This window comes from Jeotgalibacillus sp. 10bf12, assembly GCF_055597105.1.
Window position 1 is genome coordinate 2,298,278 of sequence record NZ_CP200276.1, and the last position, 25,231, is coordinate 2,323,508.

The following is a 25,231-nucleotide window of genomic DNA, read 5'->3' on the forward strand; positions in this document are numbered from 1 at the left end:
CGTTAACAAAACGAGTGCAGCGCGCATTTCAGCAAATTAGCTTTAAAACCTTTTTCACACAAATTTTACTTTATGAATAAGCAGTCGTATGAAGTTAAATTGATTTATAAAGTAATTGACAAATGGAAAAACTTACACATATAGTTACGCATAAGAAGGTTAAGTAGACCTCCAGGGAGGATTAAGAATGGCAGATTTTTTAGTAATTGTTGAATCACCCGCCAAAGCAAAAACAATTGAGCGGTATTTAGGAAAAAAATATAAAGTAAAAGCATCTATGGGACATGTAAGAGACCTCCCGAAAAGCCAAATGGGTGTAGATGTTGAGAAAGAATTTGAACCGAAATATATTACGATCAGAGGTAAAGGCCCTGTTTTAAAAGAGCTGAAAACCGCAGCTAAAAAAGCAAAACGCGTATTTCTCGCAGCTGACCCCGACAGAGAAGGGGAGGCGATTGCATGGCATTTAGCGCACAGTCTCGACCTTGACCTGGATTCGGAATGCCGCGTTGTATTTAATGAAATTACCAAAGATGCGATCAAAGAATCCTTTAAGCATCCTCGTAAGATTGATATGGACAGAGTAGACGCACAGCAGGCAAGAAGAATACTGGACCGTCTGGTAGGCTACAACATCAGCCCGATTTTATGGAAAAAAGTTAAAAAAGGTCTGAGTGCCGGCCGTGTTCAATCCGTTGCAGTACGCCTTATTATTGATCGCGAAAATGAAATCAAAAACTTTCAGCCTGAAGAATACTGGACGATTGATGGACAATTCAAAAAAGGCAGTAAAGATTTCCAGGCTTCATTCTACGGATTGAATGGTAAAAAGAAAAAGCTCGAAAATGAAGAGGATGTAAAAGAAGTATTAAATCAGATGAAGGGTAAAAAGTTTGAAGTTCAAAATATAACTAAAAAAGAACGGAAACGTAATCCTGCTCCATCATTCATTACTTCATCCCTGCAGCAGGAAGCTGCCAGAAAACTGAATTTCAGAGCCCGCAAAACAATGATGCTTGCTCAGCAGCTTTATGAAGGAATCGACCTTGGTAAAAAAGAAGGTACGGTTGGTTTGATTACGTATATGAGAACAGACTCAACGCGCGTATCTGATGTAGCGAAAACTGAAGCAGCTGGTGTGATTGAAGAGCAGTATGGGAAGGAATTCCTGACATCTGAAAAACCAAAAGCTCCGAAAAAAAATAAGGCGCAGGATGCACACGAAGCAATCCGTCCAACAAGTGCACTTAGAACACCACTTTCAGTTAAACAGTATTTGAGTAGAGATCAGTACAGACTGTACAAATTAATTTGGGAAAGATTTGTAGCAAGCCTCATGGCGCCTGCAGTTATGGATACGATGAGTGTGGATCTGATGAATGGTGATGTTCAGTTCAGAGCAAGCGGTTCAAAAGTAAAGTTTGCAGGGTTTATGAAAGTTTACATTGAAGGCAGCGATGATAGCTCTGATGATAAAGAAAACTATTTACCTGACCTGAAAGAAGGCGAAATCGTTTCCTCGGATGAAATCGAACCAAAACAGCACTTTACACAGCCGCCTCCGAGATATACAGAGGCAAGGCTGGTTAAAACGCTTGAAGAGCTTGGCATAGGGAGACCTTCCACATACGCGCCAACACTAGATACAATCCAGAAAAGAGGTTATGTATCATTAGATAACAAACGATTTGTGCCGACTGAGCTTGGTGAAATCGTACTCGAACTGATCGTAGAGTTCTTCCCTGAAATCATTGATGTAGAATTTACAGCAAAAATGGAGAAAGAACTTGATGATGTAGAAGAAGGTCAGATACAATGGGTAAAGATTATTGATGAGTTCTATAAAGACTTTGAAGGACACCTTGAAAAAGCCGAACAGGAAATGGAAAAGGTTGAGATCAAAGATGAATATGCCGGTGAGGATTGTGAAGAGTGCGGAAATGCAATGGTCATTAAAATGGGAAGATACGGCCGTTTTATGGCGTGCAGCAATTTCCCGGACTGCAGAAACACAAAGCCGATCGTAAAAGAAATCGGCGTTAAGTGCCCAACCTGTAAAGAAGGTAATGTCATCGAGCGAAAAAGTAAGAAAAACCGTATATTCTACGGATGTGACCGTTATCCTGAATGTGAGTACCTCTCATGGGATAAACCAGTCGACAGACAATGCCCGAAATGTGATACAACACTAATTGAAAAGAAACTTAAAAAGGGCAATCAGATTCAATGTCCGAATTGTGACTATAAAGAAGAACAGCAGGTATAAAAAGGTCCTGGCGGTTTATCCGCCAGGCTCTTTCTTGTGATTTTCAGAATGGAGGAAATAAAATGACACAAAGCGTTAATGTAATTGGAGCTGGACTTGCCGGCAGTGAAGCTGCCTGGCAGATTGCTGAAAGAGGGATACCGGTTAACCTTTATGAAATGAGGCCGGTCAGACAGACACCGGCCCACCATACGGATAAATTTGCTGAGCTTGTATGCAGTAACTCTCTTCGTGCCAACAGCTTGACTAATGCAGTAGGTGTATTAAAAGAAGAGATGCGTACACTAGATTCAGTTATCATCTCTGCAGCAGATGCAAGCTCAGTCCCCGCAGGTGGTGCACTGGCTGTTGACCGTCATGAATTTGCAGGATACGTAACAGAAAAAGTGAAAAATCACCCAAATGTAACAGTATATTCGGAAGAGATCACTGAGATTCCGGAAGGCCCTACGATTATTGCAACAGGTCCACTAACGACTGAAGGGCTGGCTGAAAGCATTAAAAAACTGACAGGTGAAGAATATCTTTATTTCTACGATGCTGCTGCACCGATTTTAGAAAAAGACAGCATTGATATGGATAAAGTGTATCTGAAATCCCGTTATGATAAAGGGGAAGCGGCTTACCTGAATTGCCCAATGACTGAAGAGGAATTCAATCGTTTTTATGATGCTCTTATTGAAGCTGAAGTCGTTCCGCTGAAAGAATTTGAAAAAGAAATTTACTTTGAAGGCTGTATGCCGGTTGAAGTAATGGCTGCGCGTGGAAGAAAAACGCTTCTCTTCGGTCCAATGAAGCCAGTGGGATTGGATGATCCTAAAACAGGAAAGCGCCCTTATGCCGTCGTTCAATTAAGACAGGATGACGCGGCAGGTACGCTCTATAATATTGTAGGATTTCAGACTCACCTGAAGTGGGGGCCGCAAAAAGAAGTTGTCAGAATGATTCCCGGTCTTGAAAACGCTGAGATTGTCAGATATGGTGTCATGCACCGGAATACATTTATCAATTCACCTAGCGTGCTTAAATCAACTTATCAGCTGAAAGCTAGAGAGGATCTATTCTTTGCCGGACAAATGACTGGTGTTGAAGGTTACGTTGAATCAGCTGCGAGCGGTTTAGTTGCCGGTATTAACGCCGCACGTCTTGTAAAGGGTGAAGAGCCATTGTTATTCCCTGCAGAAACTGCAATGGGAAGTATGGCTCGTTATATTACGCAGGCAGACACAAAAAATTTCCAGCCGATGAATGCTAATTTTGGTTTATTCCCAGACCTTGGAGAAAGAATCAAAAATAAGAAGGAACGTGCTGAGAAACACGCTGAACGCGCAATCGGAACAATTCAGAACTTTGTGAAAAAAGTGTAATATTAATTGCAAAAGCCTCTAAATCATGATAAGATTTAGAGGCTTTTGTGAGGTGAAAAAATGATTCAATATTCTGATGAAGCAAAACATTCTTTTATTCAATTTTTACAAACTGAGAAGAATTACTCTTCATTAACTGTGGAACATTATATACATGATCTGGATCATTTTTTTGAATTCCTGAACCGGGAAGGTGTGGGACATCTTAATGAAACGGATGATCTGCTCGCAAGGGGTTACCTTGTCAGTCTTCATGAGCAATCTTATGCGCGTGCATCTGTATCGCGAAAGATTTCGAGCCTGAAATCTTTTTTCAGCTATTTAAATAGAGAGAACCCGGAATTTATTAATCCTATGTCTTATGTGATCCATCCGAAAAAAGAAGGCAGGCTGCCTCATTTTTTTTATGAGAATGAAATGGAGCAGCTTTTTTTAGCGTGCAATGGAGATCAACCGTTGTCGAAAAGGAATAAAGCTTTGCTTGAATTACTGTATGGCACTGGTATTCGTGTGTCAGAATGTACAGGTATTCAATTGAAGGATCTCGATCTTTCAATCGGTACCGTACTGATAAAAGGTAAAGGCAGTAAAGAAAGATATGTTCCTTTTGGTCATTTTGCTGAAAAAGCACTGCGGGATTACATTGATCATGCAAGGAATGAGCTTATCAAAGATCAGCACAACTTTTTGTTTGTAAATCATAGAGGGAGTCCGCTTACGCCAAGAGGGGTCCGGCATATTTTAACTAAACTTGTGGAGCAGACTGCCTTAACACATTCTATTCATCCGCATATGCTCAGGCACACATTTGCTACACATATGTTAAACAGCGGAGCGGATCTAAGAACTGTACAGGAGCTGCTTGGACATGCGCATTTATCATCAACACAATTATATACGCATGTCACAAAAGAACATTTAAAAAATACTTATCAATCATTTCATCCAAGAGCCTAAATAAGAGAGAAGGGTGTTTATGGAACAATTTCACGCAACAACGATCTTTGCGATTAAACATAAAGATGGTGCAGCAATGGCTGGTGACGGTCAAGTGACAGTTGGAAATGCAGTAATTATGAAGAATACTGCGAGAAAGGTAAGGAAAATTTTCAATGGTCAGGTAGTTGCCGGGTTCGCCGGTTCAGTGGCAGATGCATTTACATTGTTTGAAATGTTTGAAGGAAAACTTCAGGAATATAACGGTAACCTGCAAAGAGCAGCAGTTGAAGTAGCTAAGCAGTGGAGAAGTGATAAAGTACTCAGGAGGCTTGAGGCCTTATTGATTGTAATGAATAAAGATGGTTTGCTGCTGATTTCAGGAACAGGTGAAGTAATCGAACCTGATGATGGGATTCTTGCAATCGGATCAGGCGGTAACTATGCACTTTCAGCAGGCAGAGCACTTAAACAGCATGCCGGAGATCATATGACAGCACGGGAAATTGCGAGTGCTTCACTCCAGACAGCAGCTGACATTTGTGTATACACGAATCATAATATCATTGTGGAAGAGCTTTAAGGAGGCGGTCAAATGAGACAGTCAACAGAGTTAACACCAAAGCAGATTGTTGAGAAGCTTGACCAGTATATCGTAGGTCAGCGTGAGGCGAAAAGAGCGGTTGCTGTAGCACTCAGAAACCGCTATAGAAGAAACCTGCTTGATGACTCAATGAGAAATGAAGTCATCCCTAAAAACATTCTGATGATGGGTCCTACAGGTGTAGGTAAAACTGAGATTGCAAGAAGAATTGCAAAGCTTGTCGGCGCACCTTTCATTAAAGTCGAAGCAACAAAGTTTACAGAGGTCGGTTATGTTGGACGGGACGTTGAATCCATGGTGCGTGACCTGATGGAAACTGCAGTCAGAATCGTTAAAGAAGAAAAGATGGAATCAGTTCAGGCTAAAGCGGAAGAAAATGCAAATAAAAGGCTTGTGAAGCTGATTGTTCCTTCTGCTAAGAAGACTCAGAACTTTAAAAATCCATTTGAAATGATGTTTGGAGGAAGTGAGCAGAACCAGGATACTCAGCCTGATGCTCAGGAGGATGAGTCCTCTCTCAAAGAAAAGCGTAAAGAAATTGCCCGTAAGCTCGAGGCGGGAGAGCTTGAGGACCGCATTGTGACAGTTGAAGTGGATGAGAATCAGTCATCTTCAATGTATGACATGCTTCAGGGGTCCGGTATGGAACAGATGGGTATGAACTTTCAGGATGCCCTAAGCAACATGATGCCTAAAAAAAAGAAAAAGCGTAAGCTGTCAGTAAAAGATGCCCGGAATGTACTCACTCATGATGAAGCACAGAAGCTCATTGATATGGATGAAGTAGCCCAGGAAGCCCTTTACCGCGCAGAGCAGACAGGGATTATTTTTATAGATGAAATTGATAAGATCGCATCAAAATCTTCAGGCTCCAGTTCTCAGGATGTTTCAAGAGAAGGAGTTCAGCGTGATATCCTGCCGATCGTTGAAGGTTCCACTGTCAATACGAAGTACGGACCAGTTAAAACAGATCACGTGTTATTTGTAGCAGCTGGTGCTTTTCATACTGCGAAGCCATCAGATTTAATTCCTGAGCTTCAGGGACGATTCCCGATCCGTGTAGAATTACAAAAGCTTGCAGTTGAAGATTTCGTAAGAATTCTAGTTGAACCGGATCATGCACTGCTAAAGCAATATACAGCATTGATGGCAACTGAAGGAATTGAAGTTGACTTCACTGAGAATGCTGTAAGAAGGCTTGCAGAGATTGCTTACCAGGTAAATCAGGAAACTGATAATATTGGTGCGAGAAGACTTCATACAATCATGGAAAAGCTGCTCGAGGATTTATCCTTTGAGGCTTCTGACATTGCGCAGGGCACAATTTCAATCACGCCTGCATATGTCGATGAAAAGCTCGGTAAAATTGCCGGTAACAGAGATTTAAGCGAGTTCATTTTATAAATGTTTTGAGATTTTTGATTCAGGGAAAGATGATAAGAAAAAATAGATAATCGCAGGAGGAATTCAGGATATGAATTTACTAGGAAAAACAAGAGAAATTAACTCAATGCTGCAACAATCGGCCGGTAAGCCGGTAAACTTTAAAGAAATGGCAGAAACATTGAGCAGTGTCATTGAAGCAAACGTATTTATCTTAAGCAGAAAAGGTAAACTGTTAGGGTTTGCTGTTAATCAGCAGATTGAAAATGAGCGTATGAAACAAATGCTTGAGGATCGTCAATTCCCTGAGCAGTATACAAAAAATCTATTCAATGTTACTGAAACATCACCAAACCTTGATATCGAAAGCGAGTACACAGCTTTTCCTGTTGAAAATAAAGACCTATTTGCTAAAGGACTTACAACGATCGTGCCGATTATTGGTGGTGGAGACCGTCTTGGTACATTAATTCTTGCCCGAGTTGAGCAGACATTTGAAGATGATGACCTGATTCTTGGAGAATACGGTGCAACAGTTGTAGGTATGGAAATTCTTCGTGAGAAAGCGGATGAAATCGAAGAGGAAGCAAGAAGTAAAGCAGTCGTTCAGATGGCGATCAGCTCACTTTCCTACAGCGAACTTGAAGCGATTGAACATATCTTCGAAGAGCTTGACGGTAAAGAAGGCTTACTTGTAGCCTCTAAGATTGCAGACCGAGTGGGCATTACACGTTCGGTTATCGTAAACGCACTCAGAAAGCTTGAAAGCGCCGGAGTAATTGAATCACGTTCACTTGGGATGAAGGGTACTTATATTAAAGTACTGAACGATAAGTTCCTGTTAGAACTTGAAAACCTGAAAAAATAGCAATTAATGAGCCGGTGTAAAAACCGGCTTTTTTAATTGTTTTCAGCTTTAGGGCATATTTTGTTACTTTTTGTCACATAATATAAAATTTACATGATTTTTACGCAGATACGTTAGATAAGTTTACATTTATATGACGAAAAAAGACAGCGAATTCCGCTGTCTTTTTTTGTTGAATTATAAACCGATAAAAAGTGTCTGAATTGTGAACAAATGAATATTTGTTCATTTGCGGGAACTGGATGATGATGGATGTAACGTTTCAGAAAAGTGACGACAAAAAGCGCTTTGTAATAGTCATTCCATTATTTGTAGAGATATTTTATAAAATATGTGTTATTAACAATAAACTGATATAAAAGTATCAATTTTATAAAATATATCTTTAGACCCATAAAACTTTACTCGGAAAGTATAGACTATAAATGGTCCTACCATTAAAATGATGTATAAGTGATTTTTTATATCGGCTTATTTTAGTATATTTAGTCGATATATAAGGAAATGGGGTGTTTTGATGAATTTATTTTCAGGCACAATTACTTCCCTTGAAAGAGGACTTGATTATTCAGCAGTTAAGCAAAAAGTCATTGCAAATAATGTAGCCAACGTGGATACACCAGGTTATAAGTCTAAAGATGTGAGCTTTAAAGGAATGTTACAAGATGAAATAAAATTGTCATCAACTAGCTCTGACTCCAGACATTTCGACCTTTCTTCTGAGGGCGAAGGTGCTCCTGCTATTACCCGACGACCGTATAGTATAAGGGGAAATGGAAATGGTGTTGACATGGATAAGGAAATGGCGGATCTTGCGACGAACCAAATTTACTATAACTCTCTTATTGCAAGAATCAGCGGGAAGTTTGGTTCTCTTAATAGTGTGATTAAAGGAGGAGGACAGTAATGACAATGTTCCACTCTATGAATACGACTGCCTCAGCATTAACTACACAACGTCTGCGAATGGATGTTATTTCGTCTAATATGGCGAATATTGACACAACAAGGGCAACGTTAGAAAACGGCGAATGGCAGCCTTATAAAAGAAAATCAGTGGTTTTGAAACCTCAGGGTGAAAACTTTTCATCTTTTTTGAACACAGCGATGAATAAACCTTCAAGCGCAGGTCAGGGAGTAACGGTTTCGCGCATAATTGAAGACAATGATACGCCTGGCGAACTGCTCTATGACCCTGAACATCCGGATGCAAATGCTGAAGGATATGTAGAGATGCCAAATGTTGACCCGCTAAGGGAGATGGTGGATCTTATGTCTGCCACAAGGTCCTATGAAGGTAACGTGACAGTTTTTAATGCAAATAAATCAATGATGATGCAGGCCCTGCAAATTGGGCGATCTTAATATCCGAAGGGAAGATAGCTAAGTGGCCATACAACAAATTAATACGGCAGGCTTAAATCTTTTAAGTCCGTCAACTCAACAACATTCAAATAAAATTTCACCATATAATGCACAGCAGAATTTCGCAGCGATGTTGAAAGACTCTATTAATGAAGTAAACGCTGCCCAAATTGACAGTGACAAAATGACAACCCGTATGATCAATGGTGAAAACGTAGAACTTCATGACGTGATGATCGCTTCCCAGAAGGCATCTGTGTCCCTAAACCTGACAATGGAAATGAGAAATAAAGCTGTCGAAGCTTATCAGGAAATTATGAGGATGCCTGTATAACAACATTTTTAAATGTGAGACCGGAGGATTGTCATGAACGAAAGATTTAATCAGATGTTTACCAGCGTAAAGACATTCGCCGGCAGAAGATCTAAAAAACAGTGGGGTTTAATTGGCGGCATCGGGGTGTTAGCTCTATTTCTAATTTTACTTATAACTTTTTTTTCAACCAGACAGACAATGGTGCCGTTATACAGCAATTTAACGCCTTCAGAAACAGGAATGATTAAAGAAACACTTGATGGCAGAGGGATACCTTCTGAAATCACAGAAGGTGGAACTGCGATCCTGGTGCCTGATATGCAGGCTGAAACTTTAATGGTGGAGCTTGCTGCTGAAGGGATTCCTAACACTGGTAATATTGATTACTCGTTTTTTAGTGAAAATGCCGGTTTTGGTATGACCGATAATGAATTTAAAGTCATGCATGTAGATGCGATGCAAACGGAGATCGCGACATTACTACAAGGGATCGATGGGGTTCAGGACGCCAGAGTGATGATCACGATTCCAGAGCAGGGCGTATTCTTAAACGATAATCCAGAACAGTCTTCAGCATCTGTCGTGCTGAACACAAAACCGGGTTATCAATTTGATGAGGGACAGGTGCAATCACTTTATCACCTTGTTTCAAAAAGTGTCCCTGATCTTCCTACTGAGAATATCGTCATTATGAATCAGTTCTTTGAGTACTTTGATATGCAAGATCAGAATTCTTCTCTTGCGGGAGTGAATCTGACAGACCAGATGGCCCTTAAACAGACGGTTGAAAGAGATCTGCAGCGTCAGGTTCAAATGCTTCTTGGCACACTGGTAGGACAGGAGAAAGTCGTTGTCAGTGTGACGACAGATATTGATTTTGATCAGGAAAACCGTGAAGTGAATGAAGTGACTCCTGTTGATGAAGAAAATATGGAAGGGATTGAAGTCAGCGCCAGAAGAATTACAGAAACGTTCGAAGGTACTGATGAAGCGGGAGGCGTGCCTGAAGGCCAGGACCCTGCTGATAACCTTACAGGGTTTGTAGAAGGTGCAAATGGATCAGGTGATTATGAACGTGAAGAAGAAACGGTTAATTATGAAGTAAATCGGATCAGAAGAGAGATTGTTGAGAGTCCCTACCGGATCCGCGATATTGGGTTCCAGGTAATGGTTGAACCACCTGACCCTGATAATCCTGCTTCACTGCCGGCTCAAAGTATTGCTGACATAGAAAATATGCTCGAAACCATTATTAGTACCTCAATTGATGCCGATGTTGCAGCTGAAATGACACCTGAAGAAATCGCGGATAAAGTGGTTGTTTCTGCACAGGTATTTAATGGTAGAACTGACTTTGAAGAGGCTCAAGCAACACCTGCTATTCCACTTTGGGGGTATATCGTTGGAGGTATATTATTACTTGTCATTATTGGTTTAGTATTCTTCATTGTCCGCTCACGCAAAAAAGTTGAAGAGGAAGAAGAATTCTTTATTGAAACTGAAGAACCAATAGATGTACCTGATGTTAATAATGAAAAAGAAACAGAAAGTACCCTTAAGAGGAAGCAGCTTGAAAAAATGGCGAAAGAAAAACCGGAAGAATTCGCGAAGCTTCTAAGGTCCTGGATTGCTGATGAATAGGAGTGTTATAGGTGGCTAGAAGAGAAAAAGAATTAAGCGGGAAGCAAAAGGCAGCAATATTGCTCATCTCACTTGGACCTGATGTAGCATCTTCTGTTTATAAGCATTTGGATGAGGAAGAGATCGAGCGTCTGACACTTGAAATATCAGGTGTGAAAAAAGTTGAATCTGAAGTGAAAGAAGAGATTCTTGAGGAATTTCATCATATTGCACTTGCTCAAGACTACATTTCACAGGGCGGTATCGGTTACGCGAAATCTGTCCTTGAGAAAGCTTTAGGAGCTGAGCAGGCAAGCGCGGTCATTAACAGGCTGACATCTTCACTCCAGGTGAGACCTTTTGACTTTGCAAAGCGTGCTGATCCGATGCAGATTTTTAACTTTATTCAAAATGAACACCCGCAGACAATTGCATTGATACTTTCATATTTGAATCCCCAGCAGGCTGGCCAGATTTTATCGAGCCTCCCGCAGGATGTACAGGCTGATATTGCGAAGAGAATCGCTGTCATGGACAGTACCAGCCCTGAAGTAATTAGTGAAATTGAATCGGTACTTGAACGAAAACTTTCAAGTACTGTACAGCAGGATCATACAGAAACCGGCGGAATTGAATCTGTAGTTGAAGTGTTAAATGGTGTAGACAGGGCGACTGAAAAGACAATACTGGATTCACTCGAAATACAGGATCCGGAACTTGCTGAAGAGATTAAAAAGAGAATGTTTGTATTTGAAGATATTGTCACACTTGATAACCGCTCAATACAACGTGTAATCAGAGATTGTGAAAACGAAGACCTGCTCCTTTCAATGAAAGTCTCAGCTGATGATGTGAAAAATGTATTGTTTAAAAATATGTCACAGCGTATGGCTGAAAACTTTAAAGAGGAAATGGAATATATGGGTCCTGTCAGATTGCGTGATGTAGAAGAGGCACAAAGCAGAATTGTGGCTGTGATCCGAAGACTCGAAGAAGCAGGAGAAATTATTGTGGCGCGTGGCGGAGGAGATGATGTAATTGTCTAGGGTGATTAAATCAGGCTTTGTAGGTCATACTGAATCCGCCGGCAAATCCATTCCATTCAGACAAATCACACATGGTGCAGATCATTCAGATAACAGTCTGTCCTGGACTGTTGAACAGGCAAGAAGAGAATCTAACAAGCTTGTCCTTGATGCGAATGAGCAGGCACAAAAGCTGCTCGAGGATGCACAGCGTGAGACTGAACAGCTGCTCTTACAAATTGATGATAAGAAAAGTCAATGGCTGAGCGAAAAAGAAGAGCTGCAAAAACAGGCATATGAGGAAGCTTTTGCCCAAGGGTATGAAGAAGGGCGTAACAAAGGCTATCAGGACGTCTCGCATCTGGTTACAGAAGCTCAGGAGATCGTTGCTGCTTCAAAAGCAACACTGCAGGCGCATATTGAGGAAAATGAAATGGTCATTCTTGATCTTGCAATGAAGTCAGCAGAGAAAATCATGTCACAGCAGCTTGAAAATTCGCCTGAAAAATATCTTCCTATCGTAAAGAAGGGGATAAAAGAAGCCAGAGAGATGAAGGAAGTTAAAATCTATATAGCTGTACAGCAATTTACTCTTCTGCAAAGTGAAAGAGAAGAGCTCCTTGCGATCTTTCCTACAGATGTCAGACTTTATATTTATCCTGAAGAGGAATTAGAGCCTTACAAATGCTTTATTGAAACGGCTAATGGAAGAATCGATATCAGCATTGACACACAGTTAACAGAATTAAAAGCGGGTCTTGCTGAAATCCTGAGGAGTTCAACATGAAGGCAGCAGAATTAATTCAGCATATCCAATCAATTAAGACAGTTCGTCACTACGGGAAAGTAAAAAGAGTGATCGGTCTGATGATTGAATCTCAGGGTCCGGAGAGCTCGATTGGAGAAGTATGTTACATACATGTACATTCCAGTTCAAGAAAACGAACGGTTCAGATTAAAGCTGAGGTAGTCGGTTTTAAGGATGAGATGGTTGTGTTAATGCCGTTTACACATGTACAGGATATTGCACCAGGCAGTATTGTCGAAGCCAGCGGTTCACCTCTTGAAATTCGTGTGGGTGAAGCACTCATCGGAAAAATCGTGGATCCGCTTGGACATCCGATTGATGACAGCGTTCTTCCGGCAGGTATGAAGCATGTCACTACTGAACAGGAGCCACCTAACCCTTTAACAAGGCCGCCCATCAATGAAGTGATGGAGGTTGGCGTTAAGGCAATTGATGGAATGCTCACAGTCGGTAAAGGACAGCGTATCGGTATTTTTGCCGGAAGCGGTGTCGGAAAGAGTACACTGCTTGGCATGATCGCGAGGAACACTGAAGCCGATTTAAACATCATAGCTCTGATTGGTGAACGGGGACGGGAAGTCCGGGAGTTTATCGAACGTGACCTGGGACCTGAAGGGGTTAAAAAAAGCATTATTATCGCGGCTACCTCTGACCAGCCTGCTCTTATGAGAATCAAGGGTGCACTGACTGCTACAGCTATCGCAGAATATTTCAGAGACCGCGGTTTAAACGTCATGCTTATGATGGATTCAGTCACTCGTGTTGCAATGGCACAGCGTGAGATTGGTCTGGCTGTAGGTGAACCCCCCGCCACTAAAGGATATACACCGTCAGTATTCGGGTTATTACCAAAGCTTCTTGAACGCACAGGAACAAATGAAAATGGAAGTATTACCGCATTTTATACCGTTTTAGTAGATGGTGATGATATGAATGAACCGATTGCTGATACTGTGAGGGGAATTCTTGACGGACACATTGTTTTAGATCGCTCTATAGCAAATAAAGGACATTATCCAGCCATAAACGTGTTAAAAAGTGTCAGCCGTCTGATGAACCACCTGGTTGATAAAGGACACTTGAGGGCTGCCGAAAAAATGAGAGAAATGATGAGTACATATGATCAGGCAGAGGATCTGATCAATATAGGTGCTTATAAAAAAGGATCATCAAAAGAAATTGATCAGGCGATTCAATATCAGCCGATGATCAAACAGTTTTTAAAGCAGTCCACTGATATGAAAGTGCCTTTAGCTGAAAGTGCAAGACAGCTGGTTCAGTTATCTGAAAAGGGTGAGGGATAATAAATGACTTATCAATATCGATTTGACCGTGTGCTGACAGTAAGAGAGCGGGAACAAAAAGAAGCGGAAGACCGTTACAGGGATTCTGTCGATTCTTTTGAAAAAATGGCTCAGAAATTATATGAGCTATTAAAAAAGAAAGAACTGATGGAGGATTCCCAGGCGAATCAGATGGAAACCGGTATTCCGGTACAGCTGCTCCGCCACGGTCAGCAGTTTTTAACCAATATTGAGAAAAGCATATCTTATCAGCAGAAGCTGGTAATGGACGCCAGAACTAATATGCAGCGTCACGAGCATCGGCTGATGGAACGTAATATCGAAGTCAGGAAATATGAAAAAATACGTGAACATGATAAAAAGCGGTATGTTGCAGAGCAGGAACAGGCTGACAGAGAGCAGATGAATGAGTTGTCAATTGCGCAGTTTATGAACCGCAGAAACAGGTGATACAGATGAAACAAAAACAGCAAAAGCAATCAATCCGGACCGAGGCTGAAGAAGAAAAGTCTCCGGGGAAATTACAGGTGTTTTTCCTCCTGATTTTTGTACCGGTGCTCTTTTTGATTTTTATTGTGCTGATTGTAACAACCATTCTTGATATCAATGTGATCGAAAAAGCTGAGGAAATCGGCATTGATGTTCCATTCCTGGGTGAAGAAGCAGAACCGGAAAACGTACCTGTGAACCCTGAAGATCGGATTGTCAGCCTGCAGGCTCAGATTGAAGAAAGAGATGTATACATTAGTCAGATGGAACAGGAAATGACCAGCCTTGAAGACGAGAATGACCTGTTAATAGAAGAGCAGGAAGCATTACAGGCTGATATAGAGAGGTTGCAAACTGAGCAGGATGCTGTAGGAAGAGAATTTGCTGAAATCGTTTCCGTTTATGAGGACATGAAAGGGAAAGAAGCAGCACCGATCATCATGGATCTGAATGATGAGGATGCGATTCGTCTACTCTCAAATCTTTCAGCTGAAATGGTGGCAGAGATCTTTTCTGCAATGCCTCCTGCAGATGCAGCTCGTTATACTGAGCTTATCTCCACACGTTCACAATAAAATATAGCATTTGAAAGGAGGTGAAAAAGAATTGATCGGACACATTACAATGCAGATCACGCAGCACTCGCAACAGCTGGGTAGTGTGAAGGAAGGTATGACCGGCCCGAATGAGTTATTTGGTGCGATGCTTTTAAATGCAGGTAGAGAATCCATTCAAACTGAGGAAGCAGTGCTTTCTGAATTAGAAATTTTATTTGAAAAGCTTATGTTGGCAGTTGAATCTGAAGACATGACTTCATTCTTAAAAGCTGCTGGTGAATCAGACCCGGCAATTAAGCAAATGTTTATGCTGTTTGATGAAACAGAAATTAAAGGTCTGACGATGCCTGAACTTTTACTTGCCGCTGGTGTGAATGAAGAGCTTGTTGAAAAAGCACTAAATGAGGAAATAACTGTGCCTGAAGTGTTGTTAAGAGAGGTTTTAAAGCTAGAAGAAGAACTGCCTGAAAATAAGGAGTTCGCGCTACTTAATCTTGCTGTATTACAGCAGACCATTATGCATCAGGATGCTAAAATTGACCATCACCATTCCAAGCAGCTTACAGTGCATGAAGACCTTGCAAAATTGATCTTACTCACAAAAGGTCTATCCCTAATAGATCAAAAAAACTCACTGGGTCCGGAAAAGAATAATCAGATGCAAAAAATGTCTGAGGTGATGGAAGCCATTCAAACGGTATTTAAAAATACCATGCAGGAACTGAATGTCCCCAAACAACATGATGGGCTGAAGCAGACAGTATCGCCTGAGATCCTGAAAAACGATCATGGAATGTTGAATTTACACACCATGCAGCTTCAATCAGGTCCAATGAAATGGTCGTTAGCCCAGCCATTAAGACAGCCTGACACAGCAAATCAGCTAATGGAACAGTTTAAGCAGGTTATGCAAAAAGCAGGCTTTGGAAAAGTAAATGGAACCGAAAAACTGATGATCCGTCTTCAACCGGAACATCTGGGAACATTGAAGATTGAGCTTCTTCAAAAAGATGGGATGATGACAGCAAGAATTATCGCATCATCAGCGGTCGCCAAAGAAATGATTGACTCTCAGTTAAATCAATTACGACAGTCATTTACAGCACAAAATCTACAGGTGGAAAAAATAGAAATTGTTCATTCAGAAACTGCTGAAAACAGACTGAATAAAGATAGTGATAATCAGCAGCATCAGGGACAGGATCGACAAGAACATGAGCAGGAAGACGATGAACAGGTTTCATTTCACGACATATTCCTGAATATTGAGGTGTAAAAATTGAACCCAACAAGTATCAATGAAAGTTTATATTTATCTTCACTCGATAAGAAAAAGCTTGAACCAAAAGACCAGGCAATGGGAAAAGATCAATTTTTAAAACTGCTGATTGCCCAGCTGCAAAATCAGGATCCAACACAGCCTATGGAAGATAAAGAATTCATCTCACAGATGGCTAACTTCTCAAGCCTTGAGCAAATGACCAATATGGCTAATTCATTTGAAAAATTTGCGACGATGCAGGAGCAGACATCACTCATTCAATATAACGAGTTTGTCGGTAAAGAAGTGAAGTGGGATAAGATGGAAATGATTGATGGTGAACAGATCGCAACTGACGGTAAGGGAGTTGTTGAAACTGTTAAGTTTAAAGGCGGTTCTGTTGAATTCACATTAGAAGATGGAACAACGCTGACACCTGGTAATATTTCAGAGGTAAATAAAGGTGAACTGCAGGATTCCCTTCAACAGGCGAGTATGATGATTGGAAAGAAAGTCAGCTGGATGAAGGATGACGAAGAACTTGAAAGCACAGTCGTTTCTGTATCAAGAAAAGATGGCGCAATCTGGCTGCATACAGCAGATAAACAAAAGATTAAAGCCGACGAGCTGTTGACAATTACACAGTAAAGGAATTGAAAGAGATGGAGCATATCCGATTTAACCCGATTCACACACCACCGGCTGCTCCAGTAAAGAAACAGACGAAGCAAACCGGTTTTGCTGACAAACTTCAGCAGGTGCTCGGAGAAGAGTTGAAGTTCAGCAGACATGCGAATGAAAGACTCTCATCAAGAAATATCAATATTACTCCTGACCAGTGGCAAAGAGTGTCAGATAAAGTGAATGAAGCTGATAGTAAAGGTGTAAAAGATTCGCTTGTCCTGCTCGATCAGGCAGCGTTGATTGTCAGCATTCAAAACCGAACAGTTGTAACTGCCATGGACAAAAAAGACTTAAATGACCAGATATTCACAGGTATAGATGGAACGATTATTTTAGAATAGGTGGACCTGAAAAAGGAGCCTAAGAGCCAGCTGACCGACAGAAGCGGCTCACGAAAGGGGAAAACATAATGATTCGTTCAATGTATTCAGGTATTGCAGGACTTAAAAACTTTCAGACAAAGCTTGATGTAATTGGTAATAACATCGCAAACGTTAACACATTCGGCTTCAAAAAAGGCCGTGTAACATTTCAGGAGGCAATGAACCAGACAATCCAGGGCGCTTCTGCAGCACAGGAAGGACGCGGAGGAAGAAACGCACTTCAGGTCGGACTTGGATCTGTGACTGCAACCATTGACAGCGTACAGACGCAAGCTTCACTTCAGACAACAGGACGCTCACTTGACCTTGCGATTAATGGAGATGGATTCTTTGTTGTATCAGCGCCTGGCGGACAGGACCTTTACACACGTGGAGGAAACTTCTACCTGGATGAGAGCGGGCTGCTTGTAACTGGTGAAGGATACAGAGTTCAGCAGTTTGAAAATGGCGTGCAGCAGGATATCGTTGTGAACAGCAGCGGAGTAATCCCGGCGCAGAGTACAGATGAAATTGCGCTCTCAGGAAACCTTGCTTCAAACGTTGTGGTCAGTGATGCTAATCCTTTTGTAAGAACACAGCAGATGAAAGTTGTGGATAATGAGGGGACTCAGCATACGATTGAAGTGAAAATGGAGAAGACAGTAGGAAATGATGATTGGGATATCACATTTACAAATCATGCACTTGAAGATATCGACGGTGTTAATAAATTTGTAAACAGTACTTTATCTTTTGGTGCAGATGGTGAGCCTACATTAACACCTGCAGGGCTTAACCTCCCTGTTAGCCTTAATGGAGCAGGTACCGGATACAATCAATTTAACTTTGGAAACCTTAACTTAGACGGTCTTACAAACAACCCTGGAGAAGTCTCAGCACAAATGGCTTCTAACGGTAACCTCGAAGGTACACTCGAAAGCTTCAGTGTATCAGCAGGCGGTGAGATTAATGCAGTATACTCAAACGGCCAGGTCCGCGAAATGGCAACATTATCAGTTGCAAGATTCAATAACCCATCCGGTCTTGTAAAGGTAGGAAATAATGTATTCCAGGAATCGGTTAACTCAGGCGTTGCAAATATCGGTACTACAGCTGATTCAGGCGGTACAATTTCTTCTGGTACGCTTGAAATGTCCAACGTTGATCTGTCAGAAGAATTCACTGAAATGATCACAGCACAGCGTGGATTCCAGGCGAATACGCGAATTATTACAACATCTGATCAAATTTTAGAAGAGCTAGTTAATCTGAAGCGATAATCCGGTGAGGGGGTGACGGCGTCTTCAGACAGATGAAGGCGCCGGCTTTTATGATCCAATTGAAGAGATTGAATGGAAAAGAGTTTATGATTAACGCAATTTATATAGAAACAGTAGAAGCGTTTCCTGATACGACTATTACACTGACAAATGGAAAAAAATATATAGTGAAAGATTCCATGAGTGATGTGAGATGGAAAATTACTGACTTTTATCGTGCGATCCATGTGTTGAACATGACGCATCTGAAGGAGGAAACAGATGAAGAGTAAAAATAAATTACTGGTCACGATGCTCGTCATTCTCGTATCCATTACGCTTGTCGGTGTGATCGTGCTGGTTGTATCTGATCAGCTTGCTGAAGGCGGGGAAAAAGAAGAAGAAGAAGTTAGGCTTTCTGCCGCAGAAATTGTCGAGGCAACGGTTGAAGTGCCGGAAGTAACCACAAACATTGGAAGTAATAATTTTGCCAGAGTCTCTATGTCCATCCAAACGGACAGCAAAGAAGCTGCAGAGGAGTTAACACAGCTTGAGTTTCAGGTGAAAGACATCCTGATAGATGAGTTGCTTGAAATGGATAAATCAGATCTTGAAGGAAGTGCGGGGAAAGACGCACTTGAAGAGATTGTTGCAAACCGGGTGAATGATTTACTTCAGGAAGGTGAAGTCATTCAGGTATATACGACATCAATTGTTGTTCAATAATGAAAGAAGCAGATGGACGGAGGTGAACTTAAGTGGCTGGAGATATTCTCTCGCAAAATGAAATTGATGCACTATTATCAGCCATATCAACTGGTGAAATGTCAGCGGAAGAGATTAAAAAGGAAGAGCAGGAAAAGAAGGTTAAAGTTTATGACTTCAAAAGGGCGCTCAGGTTTTCAAAGGATCAGATCAGAAGTATTTCAAGAATCCATGAGAACTTTGCCAGACTGCTCACGACATTTTTCTCTGCCCAGCTCCGGACATATGTTCAAATAAATGTAGCATCTGTAGATCAGATTCCGTATGAGGAATTTATACGATCTGTTCCTAAAATGACGATTTTGAATGTTTATGAGGTTCCGCCGCTTGATGGGAAAATACTGATGGAGATTAATCCGAATGTAGCTTATGCAATGATGGACAGAGTCCTCGGAGGCCATGGCTCAAGCGTCAGTAAGATTGATAACTTAACAGAAATTGAAACAAAAATTATGTCTACGCTTTTTGAACGGGCATTTGATAATTTGCGTGAAGCATGGGGTAACGTTGCTGATATTGATCCGATATTGACTGATTTTGAGGTGAATCCGCAGTTTCTCCAGGTGATTTCACCTAACGAAACGGTTGTGGTGATCTCACTCAATACGGTAGTCGGAGAGACAACAGGGATGATCAATATCTGTCTTCCTCACGTAGTGCTTGAACCGATTATGCCGAACCTTTCAATCAAGCACTGGATGCAGTCTCAGAAAAAAGAATTGAAGCCGGAAGAACAGCTTCAGCTTGAAAAGAGAGTAAAAAAAGCTGATTTGCAAATTTCAGCTGAGCTGGGTTCTTCTATGCTTGCGATCGAGGAATTTTTAATGCTTGAAGTCGGTGACGTGCTTGAATTAAATCACCGCTACGACGAACCGGTTGTGCTGAAGATTGGTGATATACCGAAATTTATTGCACAGCCTGGACAGCTGGGTAAAAAAATCGGCGTTCAGATTATTGAAGATGTGAAAGGAGGAGAGGACGATGATGAGTGATGACATGCTCTCCCAGGATGAAATTGATGCTTTGTTAAAGGGTACTGCAGATGAAGAACCTGAAGAAAAGAAACCGGAGCCGTCCGAAGAGCTGGATGAGGTGGCAATCGACGCTTTAGGTGAGATTGGAAATATTTCATTTGGCAGTTCGGCTACTGCACTGTCAACATTGCTAAATCAAAAGGTGGATATTACAACACCTACAGTTAAATTAGTTAAGACAAAAGAAATATCTAACTCATTCCCTCACCCTTCAGTAGCGATTAATGTGAATTATACTGAAGGCTTGAAAGGGAATAATCTGCTTGTGATTAAGCAGTCTGACGCTGCAGTCATTGCAGATCTGATGCTTGGAGGAGACGGAACGAATCCTTCTGGTGATCTGGGTGAAATACAGTTGAGCGCTGTTCAGGAAGCAATGAATCAGATGATGGGTTCGGCATCTACCTCAATGTCTACAATCTTTGGGGTGAAGGTGGATATTTCACCTCCGACTATTGATTTAATGGATTTGGAAAGTGAAGATGGAATGGGTAATCTGCCAGAGGAAGATGAAGTCATTCAGAGCTCATTTAACTTAAAAATTGGCTCACTGATTGATTCAGATATTATGCAACTGATCCCACTTGAATTTGGCAAGTCGCTTGTCAATCAGTTAATGGGTGGAGCACATGTGGAAGCGTACAGTGAAACTGCAGCAGCTGCACCGGTAGCTGAAAGACCAGCACCTGTTGAAGAAAGAGAAGTGCAGCCGGAGGTTGAGACTGCACCTCAGTACACTGAAGATGTTCAATCACAAGGTGTTCAGCTGAACAGAGAACGTGCAGTTGCTAAAGCAGTAGACGTTCAGTCAGCCCAGTTTTCACAATTTGAAAGCCCTGGCCTGAGTGCGGGAGAATCGAGGAATCTTAACCTGCTCCTTGATATTCCACTGCAGGTCACAGTGGAACTTGGCAGAACAAAACGGTCTGTTCAGGAGATTCTGGAATTGACTTCAGGGTCAATTATTGAACTTGATAAGCTTGCTGGTGAACCGGTTGATATATTGGTGAATAACCGCCTGATTGCAAAAGGTGAAGTTGTAGTAATCGAAGAAAACTTCGGAGTAAGACTGACAGATATCATCAGTAAGTCGGACCGATTAAATAAATTACGCTAATAATAGCTGGGGGTTTTTGAACATGGCGAAGAAAATACTAATTGTTGACGATGCTGCATTTATGCGCATGATGATTAAGGATATCTTAACGAAAAACGGCTTTGAGGTTGTAGGAGAAGCTGCAGACGGTGCTCAGGCAGTAGAAAAATATAAAGAAACATCACCTGACCTTGTAACAATGGATATTACAATGCCCGAGATGGATGGGATTACTGCTTTAAAAGAGATCAAGAAAATTGATGGCTCTGCGAAAATTATTATGTGCTCAGCGATGGGTCAGCAGGCAATGGTAATCGATGCGATTCAGGCTGGCGCTAAAGACTTTATCGTCAAGCCATTTCAGGCTGACCGCGTAATTGAGGCAATCTCTAAAGCGATAGGTTGATGGGTATGATTTATAAGTTGTTCTTTGTTCTCTTTCTTTTGACATCTGTCACAGAGGGAGAACAGGTTTTGTTTGCGAGTCCCGGTAATGTTTCTGACTGTATGGGAGATAATCCTTCAGAAGAATGTTCAGAGCAGAACGTACCTGCGATTAGTGATTCAGGTGAGCCATCAGGCATTAACTTCTGGACATTTGTCAGATTGGTTGGTGCGCTGGCATTTGTCATCATCCTTTTATATGCACTATTAAAATTTGTAAATAGTAAAACGAAAAACTTTCAGCAAAGCAGGCTGATCAAAAATATGGGCGGAACCACTCTTGGGGGAAACCGTTCTGTACAAATTGTGAAGATTGCAGACAGCTATTATATTCTGGGGGTTGGTGAAGATGTCAACTTGATTAAAGAGATTCACACACCGGAAGAAATGGAAGAACTTGAAGAGTATTTTGATCAAAATGAAAGCATTCAGCAGAGTCCTGTATCAGGCTGGCTTGAAAAGCTGAAAGAACGTAAAGCTGCAAACGTGCAACAGGAAGGTCAGTCATTCAGCAATCTTTTTAAGGACCAGCTGAAAGAGCATCAGGCACAGCGTATTAAAATGTTCGAAAAAGCAAAAGGCAAGGAGCGTAATAAAGATGGATGAGTTCATACAGTTTTTTAATGACAGTCCTCCGGATGATGTAGCAACCTCAGTCAGGCTACTGCTGCTGTTAACGGTACTGTCACTTGCACCGGGAATCTTAATCCTGATGACTTCATTTACGCGAATTGTCATTGTCTTGTCATTTGTAAGAACTTCACTAGCAACGCAGCAGATGCCCCCTAATCAGGTCATCGTTGGTTTAGCATTATTTTTAACATTTTTTATTATGGCCCCTGTACTCAGTGAAGTGAATGAGAGAGCGTTAACCCCGCTATTTAATGAGGAAATAGATTTAGAAACGGCGTATGAAGAAGCTTCTGTGCCATTTAAAGAATTTATGAGTCAGCATACAAGACAAAAAGATCTTGAATTGTTTTTAAGCTATACGGAAGCGGAGCGGCCTGAATCAATTCAGGATATTCCTTTAACCGTAATGGTTCCTGCTTTTGCTTTAAGTGAAATCAAGACAGCTTTTCAAATGGGATTCATGGTATTCATCCCGTTTCTGGTAATCGACATGGTTGTAGCTTCTGTACTGATGTCTATGGGTATGATGATGCTTCCACCGGTTATGATCTCGTTACCGTTTAAAATCCTGCTGTTTATTTTAGTAGACGGCTGGTATCTCGTCATGCAGTCTCTGCTGCAGAGCTTTTAGGTGGGTGAATTGAAATGAATGGAGAAATGGTCATTGCCATAGCAGAACGCGGCGTCTGGATCACACTGATTATCAGTCTGCCATTAATGCTGGTGGCATTAATCGTTGGTTTACTGGTCAGTATTTTTCAGGCAACAACGCAGATTCAGGAACAGACACTTGCTTTTATTCCGAAAATCATTGCTGTCATGGTTGCACTGATCTTTTTTGGACCATGGATGCTGACTCAGCTAGTCAGCTATGCATCGGATATTTTTACTAATCTTACAAGGTATATCGGTTAGTTATGGAGGAATTGTACCCCAGACTGACAATTTTATTGCTGATTATCGTCAGGATCTCAGCATTCTTTGTGACAATGCCCTTGTTTTCTCACAGAACGATTCCTGCCACGCACAGGATCGGCATTGCAATCATGCTGTCCTGGATGATGTATTATACGCTTGATGCTGAACCTTTTGAGATCAATGGTGAGTATATCTTATTAATTATTAAAGAAGCAGCTGTAGGCTTATTTCTTGGACTTATTGCTTATATTATTCTATCTGCTATTCAGATCGGTGGTAACTTTATAGATTTCCAGATGGGTTTTGCAATGGCAAATGTCATTGACCCTCAGACAGGTGCACAGAGTCCGCTGATCGGTCAGTATCTTTACACACTTGCGATCCTGCTGCTGCTTGCGACGAATGGTCACCATTTAATTTTAGATGGTATCTTCTTCAGCTATCAATATATACCGCTTGATCAGGTTACGCTCGGATTTGGAGATCCCATGACTGCTGAATTAATTGTTAAAGCTTTTGCTGCTACTTTTGTCATCGCTTTCCAGATGGCAGCGCCAGTTGTGGCAGTGTTATTTCTGGTTGATGTCGCACTTGGAATTGTTGCAAGAACATCACCGCAGTTCAATATTTTTGTCATCGGATTTCCGATCAAGATCACTGTCGCTTTTATCGTATTAATCGTTCTGATGGGTGTGACATTTCAGGTGATTCAAAGACTTTTTGATTTAATATTTGTTGTAATGCGGGATTTAATGATCACGCTTGGGGGCGGTTAAATGAAGCTGAGATTAGACCTTCAGTATTTTGCCGGTGAGAAAACTGAGAAAGCAACTCCTAAAAAAAGGCTTGATTCACGTAAAAAAGGTGAAGTTGCAAAAAGTCAGGATATCAATACGGCATTTATCCTTTTCAGTGTGTTTCTATTTTTATTTTTTGCAGGCGGCTGGTTCGAAGAAAGAATGCTAAATCTTGTCGCTGTTCCATTAATGGATTATATTAAGCGCCCTGTCACATCTGATACTTTGATCCTTGTATACGGTGAAATGCTTACACAGGTTGCCTGGATTGTGCTACCGATCATGGCAGTTGCTGCGCTTGGAGGAATTGTCGGGAATTATCTGCAGATTGGTTTTTTAATCTCAGCTGATCCACTGAAGCCGAAGCTCTCAAAACTTGATCCAATTAAAGGGTTAAAGAGAATTTTTTCTGCCAGAGCGCTTGTTGAACTGGCAAAATCAGTGCTGAAAATTTCACTGGTTGGAATGACGACGTTCCTGGTTTTATGGTTCAGCATTGAAGACGTTTTGGAACTATCATTATTACCTGTAACATCCACTCTGCAGGTGGCAGGAAGCCTCACTGTTCAGATGGGTTTATTTGCTTCAGGACTGCTGATTATTCTAGCGGTACTTGATTATCTTTACCAGAAATATGATTTTGAAAAAAACATCCGGATGTCAAAGCAGGATCTTAAAGATGAATATAAGAACACGGAAGGTGATCCGCTGATCAAATCAAAAATTAAACAGCGGCAAAGGGAAATGGCAATGAAGCGGATGATGTCTGAAGTACCTGATGCAGATGTTGTCATTACCAACCCTACTCACTATGCCATCGTTCTCAAATATAAAGATGGGGAATTTGATGCGCCGGTTGTGGTTGCTAAAGGCGTTGACTTTCTGGCACAGAAGATTAAAACGATTGCTAAAGAAAATGATGTAATCGCTGTAGAAAACAGGCCATTAGCCCGGGCATTATATGACCAGGCAGAGATCGGTGACCCGATACCTGAAGAATTTTTTAAAGCGGTTGCTGAAATTCTTGCCTACGTATACAGAATAAAAAACAAAGTGTGACGCTTGAAAGG

General features: G+C 41.3%; 29 protein-coding genes. All 29 read left to right on the forward strand.

Annotation, left to right across the window (positions count from 1 at the left end):
* Positions 1-187: 187 nt before the first annotated feature.
* The 29 genes from topA to flhB all read left to right on the forward strand — a co-directional run bounded on the left by topA (position 188) and on the right by flhB (position 25,220).
* The gene (gene topA / locus DH10bf12_RS11935) at positions 188-2,266 is read left to right on the forward strand and encodes a type I DNA topoisomerase (RefSeq protein WP_471735501.1); all 2,079 of its coding nucleotides are present in this window, start codon (positions 188-190) and stop codon (positions 2,264-2,266) included.
* Positions 2,267-2,328: 62 nt separating this feature from the next.
* Entirely contained in the window at positions 2,329-3,633 is a 1,305-nt protein-coding gene (trmFO, locus tag DH10bf12_RS11940) for an FADH(2)-oxidizing methylenetetrahydrofolate--tRNA-(uracil(54)-C(5))-methyltransferase TrmFO (RefSeq protein WP_471735502.1), read from the forward strand.
* A 60-nt stretch (positions 3,634-3,693) separates the two neighbouring features.
* Positions 3,694-4,590, forward strand: coding sequence for a tyrosine recombinase XerC (gene xerC / locus DH10bf12_RS11945; RefSeq protein WP_471735503.1), 897 nt, complete (start codon positions 3,694-3,696; stop codon positions 4,588-4,590).
* 19 nt (positions 4,591-4,609) lie between these two features.
* A complete protein-coding gene (gene hslV / locus DH10bf12_RS11950) occupies positions 4,610-5,152 on the forward strand; it encodes an ATP-dependent protease subunit HslV (protein WP_471735504.1) in 543 nt (180 codons plus the stop codon).
* A 12-nt stretch (positions 5,153-5,164) separates the two neighbouring features.
* Complete coding sequence (gene hslU, locus DH10bf12_RS11955; protein WP_471735505.1) at positions 5,165-6,577, forward strand: HslU--HslV peptidase ATPase subunit; 1,413 nt, start codon at positions 5,165-5,167, stop codon at positions 6,575-6,577.
* 70 nt (positions 6,578-6,647) lie between these two features.
* Positions 6,648-7,424: a GTP-sensing pleiotropic transcriptional regulator CodY gene (codY, locus tag DH10bf12_RS11960; protein ID WP_471735506.1), complete on the forward strand. Its 777-nt coding sequence runs from the start codon at positions 6,648-6,650 to the stop codon at positions 7,422-7,424.
* 517 nt (positions 7,425-7,941) lie between these two features.
* Positions 7,942-8,331: a flagellar basal body rod protein FlgB gene (flgB, locus tag DH10bf12_RS11965; RefSeq protein ID WP_471735507.1), complete on the forward strand. Its 390-nt coding sequence runs from the start codon at positions 7,942-7,944 to the stop codon at positions 8,329-8,331.
* Positions 8,331-8,789, forward strand: coding sequence for a flagellar basal body rod protein FlgC (gene flgC / locus DH10bf12_RS11970; RefSeq protein ID WP_471735508.1), 459 nt, complete (start codon positions 8,331-8,333; stop codon positions 8,787-8,789). Before flgB ends, flgC begins: the two co-directional genes overlap by 1 nt.
* Positions 8,790-8,811: 22 nt before the next feature.
* Positions 8,812-9,123 carry a flagellar hook-basal body complex protein FliE gene (gene fliE / locus DH10bf12_RS11975; protein WP_471735509.1) on the forward strand — a complete coding sequence of 104 codons (312 nt, stop codon included), beginning with the start codon at positions 8,812-8,814 and terminating at the stop codon, positions 9,121-9,123.
* Positions 9,124-9,156: 33 nt separating this feature from the next.
* Positions 9,157-10,746: a flagellar basal-body MS-ring/collar protein FliF gene (fliF, locus tag DH10bf12_RS11980; protein ID WP_471735510.1), complete on the forward strand. Its 1,590-nt coding sequence runs from the start codon at positions 9,157-9,159 to the stop codon at positions 10,744-10,746.
* Between the two features lie 11 nt (positions 10,747-10,757).
* Positions 10,758-11,771: a flagellar motor switch protein FliG gene (fliG, locus tag DH10bf12_RS11985; protein ID WP_404409161.1), complete on the forward strand. Its 1,014-nt coding sequence runs from the start codon at positions 10,758-10,760 to the stop codon at positions 11,769-11,771.
* A 1-nt stretch (position 11,772) separates the two neighbouring features.
* Complete coding sequence (gene fliH, locus DH10bf12_RS11990) at positions 11,773-12,537, forward strand: flagellar assembly protein FliH (protein WP_471738234.1); 765 nt, start codon at positions 11,773-11,775, stop codon at positions 12,535-12,537.
* Positions 12,534-13,862, forward strand: a complete 1,329-nt coding sequence (fliI, locus tag DH10bf12_RS11995; RefSeq protein WP_471735511.1) for a flagellar protein export ATPase FliI — start codon at positions 12,534-12,536, stop codon at positions 13,860-13,862. Before fliH ends, fliI begins: the two co-directional genes overlap by 4 nt.
* 3 nt (positions 13,863-13,865) lie before the next feature.
* Positions 13,866-14,312, forward strand: a complete 447-nt coding sequence (gene fliJ, locus DH10bf12_RS12000; protein WP_471735512.1) for a flagellar export protein FliJ — start codon at positions 13,866-13,868, stop codon at positions 14,310-14,312.
* 5 nt (positions 14,313-14,317) lie between these two features.
* Positions 14,318-14,926: a MotE family protein gene (locus tag DH10bf12_RS12005; protein WP_471735513.1), complete on the forward strand. Its 609-nt coding sequence runs from the start codon at positions 14,318-14,320 to the stop codon at positions 14,924-14,926.
* A gap of 31 nt (positions 14,927-14,957) precedes the next feature.
* Entirely contained in the window at positions 14,958-16,184 is a 1,227-nt protein-coding gene (locus DH10bf12_RS12010) for a flagellar hook-length control protein FliK (protein WP_471735514.1), read from the forward strand.
* A gap of 3 nt (positions 16,185-16,187) precedes the next feature.
* On the forward strand, positions 16,188-16,817 hold the full coding sequence (gene flgD, locus DH10bf12_RS12015; RefSeq protein WP_471735515.1) for a flagellar hook assembly protein FlgD: 630 nt from the start codon (positions 16,188-16,190) through the stop codon (positions 16,815-16,817).
* Positions 16,818-16,831: 14 nt separating this feature from the next.
* Positions 16,832-17,194: a TIGR02530 family flagellar biosynthesis protein gene (locus DH10bf12_RS12020; RefSeq protein ID WP_471735516.1), complete on the forward strand. Its 363-nt coding sequence runs from the start codon at positions 16,832-16,834 to the stop codon at positions 17,192-17,194.
* A gap of 68 nt (positions 17,195-17,262) precedes the next feature.
* Positions 17,263-18,495 (forward strand): flagellar basal-body rod protein FlgF, encoded by a 1,233-nt coding sequence (gene flgF, locus DH10bf12_RS12025; protein WP_471735517.1) that lies wholly within the window; start codon positions 17,263-17,265, stop codon positions 18,493-18,495.
* 50 nt (positions 18,496-18,545) lie between these two features.
* Positions 18,546-18,767, forward strand: coding sequence for a flagellar FlbD family protein (locus DH10bf12_RS12030; protein WP_471735518.1), 222 nt, complete (start codon positions 18,546-18,548; stop codon positions 18,765-18,767).
* Positions 18,757-19,200, forward strand: a complete 444-nt coding sequence (gene fliL, locus DH10bf12_RS12035; RefSeq protein ID WP_471735519.1) for a flagellar basal body-associated protein FliL — start codon at positions 18,757-18,759, stop codon at positions 19,198-19,200. Before DH10bf12_RS12030 ends, fliL begins: the two co-directional genes overlap by 11 nt.
* Before the next feature lie 32 nt (positions 19,201-19,232).
* Positions 19,233-20,231, forward strand: coding sequence for a flagellar motor switch protein FliM (gene fliM / locus DH10bf12_RS12040; protein ID WP_471735520.1), 999 nt, complete (start codon positions 19,233-19,235; stop codon positions 20,229-20,231).
* Positions 20,221-21,390: a flagellar motor switch phosphatase FliY gene (gene fliY / locus DH10bf12_RS12045; RefSeq protein ID WP_471735521.1), complete on the forward strand. Its 1,170-nt coding sequence runs from the start codon at positions 20,221-20,223 to the stop codon at positions 21,388-21,390. Before fliM ends, fliY begins: the two co-directional genes overlap by 11 nt.
* Positions 21,391-21,412: 22 nt before the next feature.
* Positions 21,413-21,775, forward strand: a complete 363-nt coding sequence (locus DH10bf12_RS12050) for a response regulator (RefSeq protein ID WP_134379496.1) — start codon at positions 21,413-21,415, stop codon at positions 21,773-21,775.
* Between the two features lie 5 nt (positions 21,776-21,780).
* Entirely contained in the window at positions 21,781-22,419 is a 639-nt protein-coding gene (locus DH10bf12_RS12055; RefSeq protein WP_471735522.1) for a flagellar biosynthetic protein FliO, read from the forward strand.
* Positions 22,412-23,077: a flagellar type III secretion system pore protein FliP gene (fliP, locus tag DH10bf12_RS12060; RefSeq protein ID WP_404409185.1), complete on the forward strand. Its 666-nt coding sequence runs from the start codon at positions 22,412-22,414 to the stop codon at positions 23,075-23,077. Before DH10bf12_RS12055 ends, fliP begins: the two co-directional genes overlap by 8 nt.
* Positions 23,078-23,091: 14 nt before the next feature.
* Positions 23,092-23,361, forward strand: coding sequence for a flagellar biosynthesis protein FliQ (gene fliQ / locus DH10bf12_RS12065; protein ID WP_039808906.1), 270 nt, complete (start codon positions 23,092-23,094; stop codon positions 23,359-23,361).
* 2 nt (positions 23,362-23,363) lie between these two features.
* Positions 23,364-24,140, forward strand: coding sequence for a flagellar biosynthetic protein FliR (gene fliR, locus DH10bf12_RS12070; RefSeq protein ID WP_471735523.1), 777 nt, complete (start codon positions 23,364-23,366; stop codon positions 24,138-24,140).
* A complete protein-coding gene (flhB, locus tag DH10bf12_RS12075) occupies positions 24,141-25,220 on the forward strand; it encodes a flagellar biosynthesis protein FlhB (protein ID WP_471735524.1) in 1,080 nt (359 codons plus the stop codon). It abuts the gene before it with no gap.
* Positions 25,221-25,231: the final 11 nt, after the last annotated feature.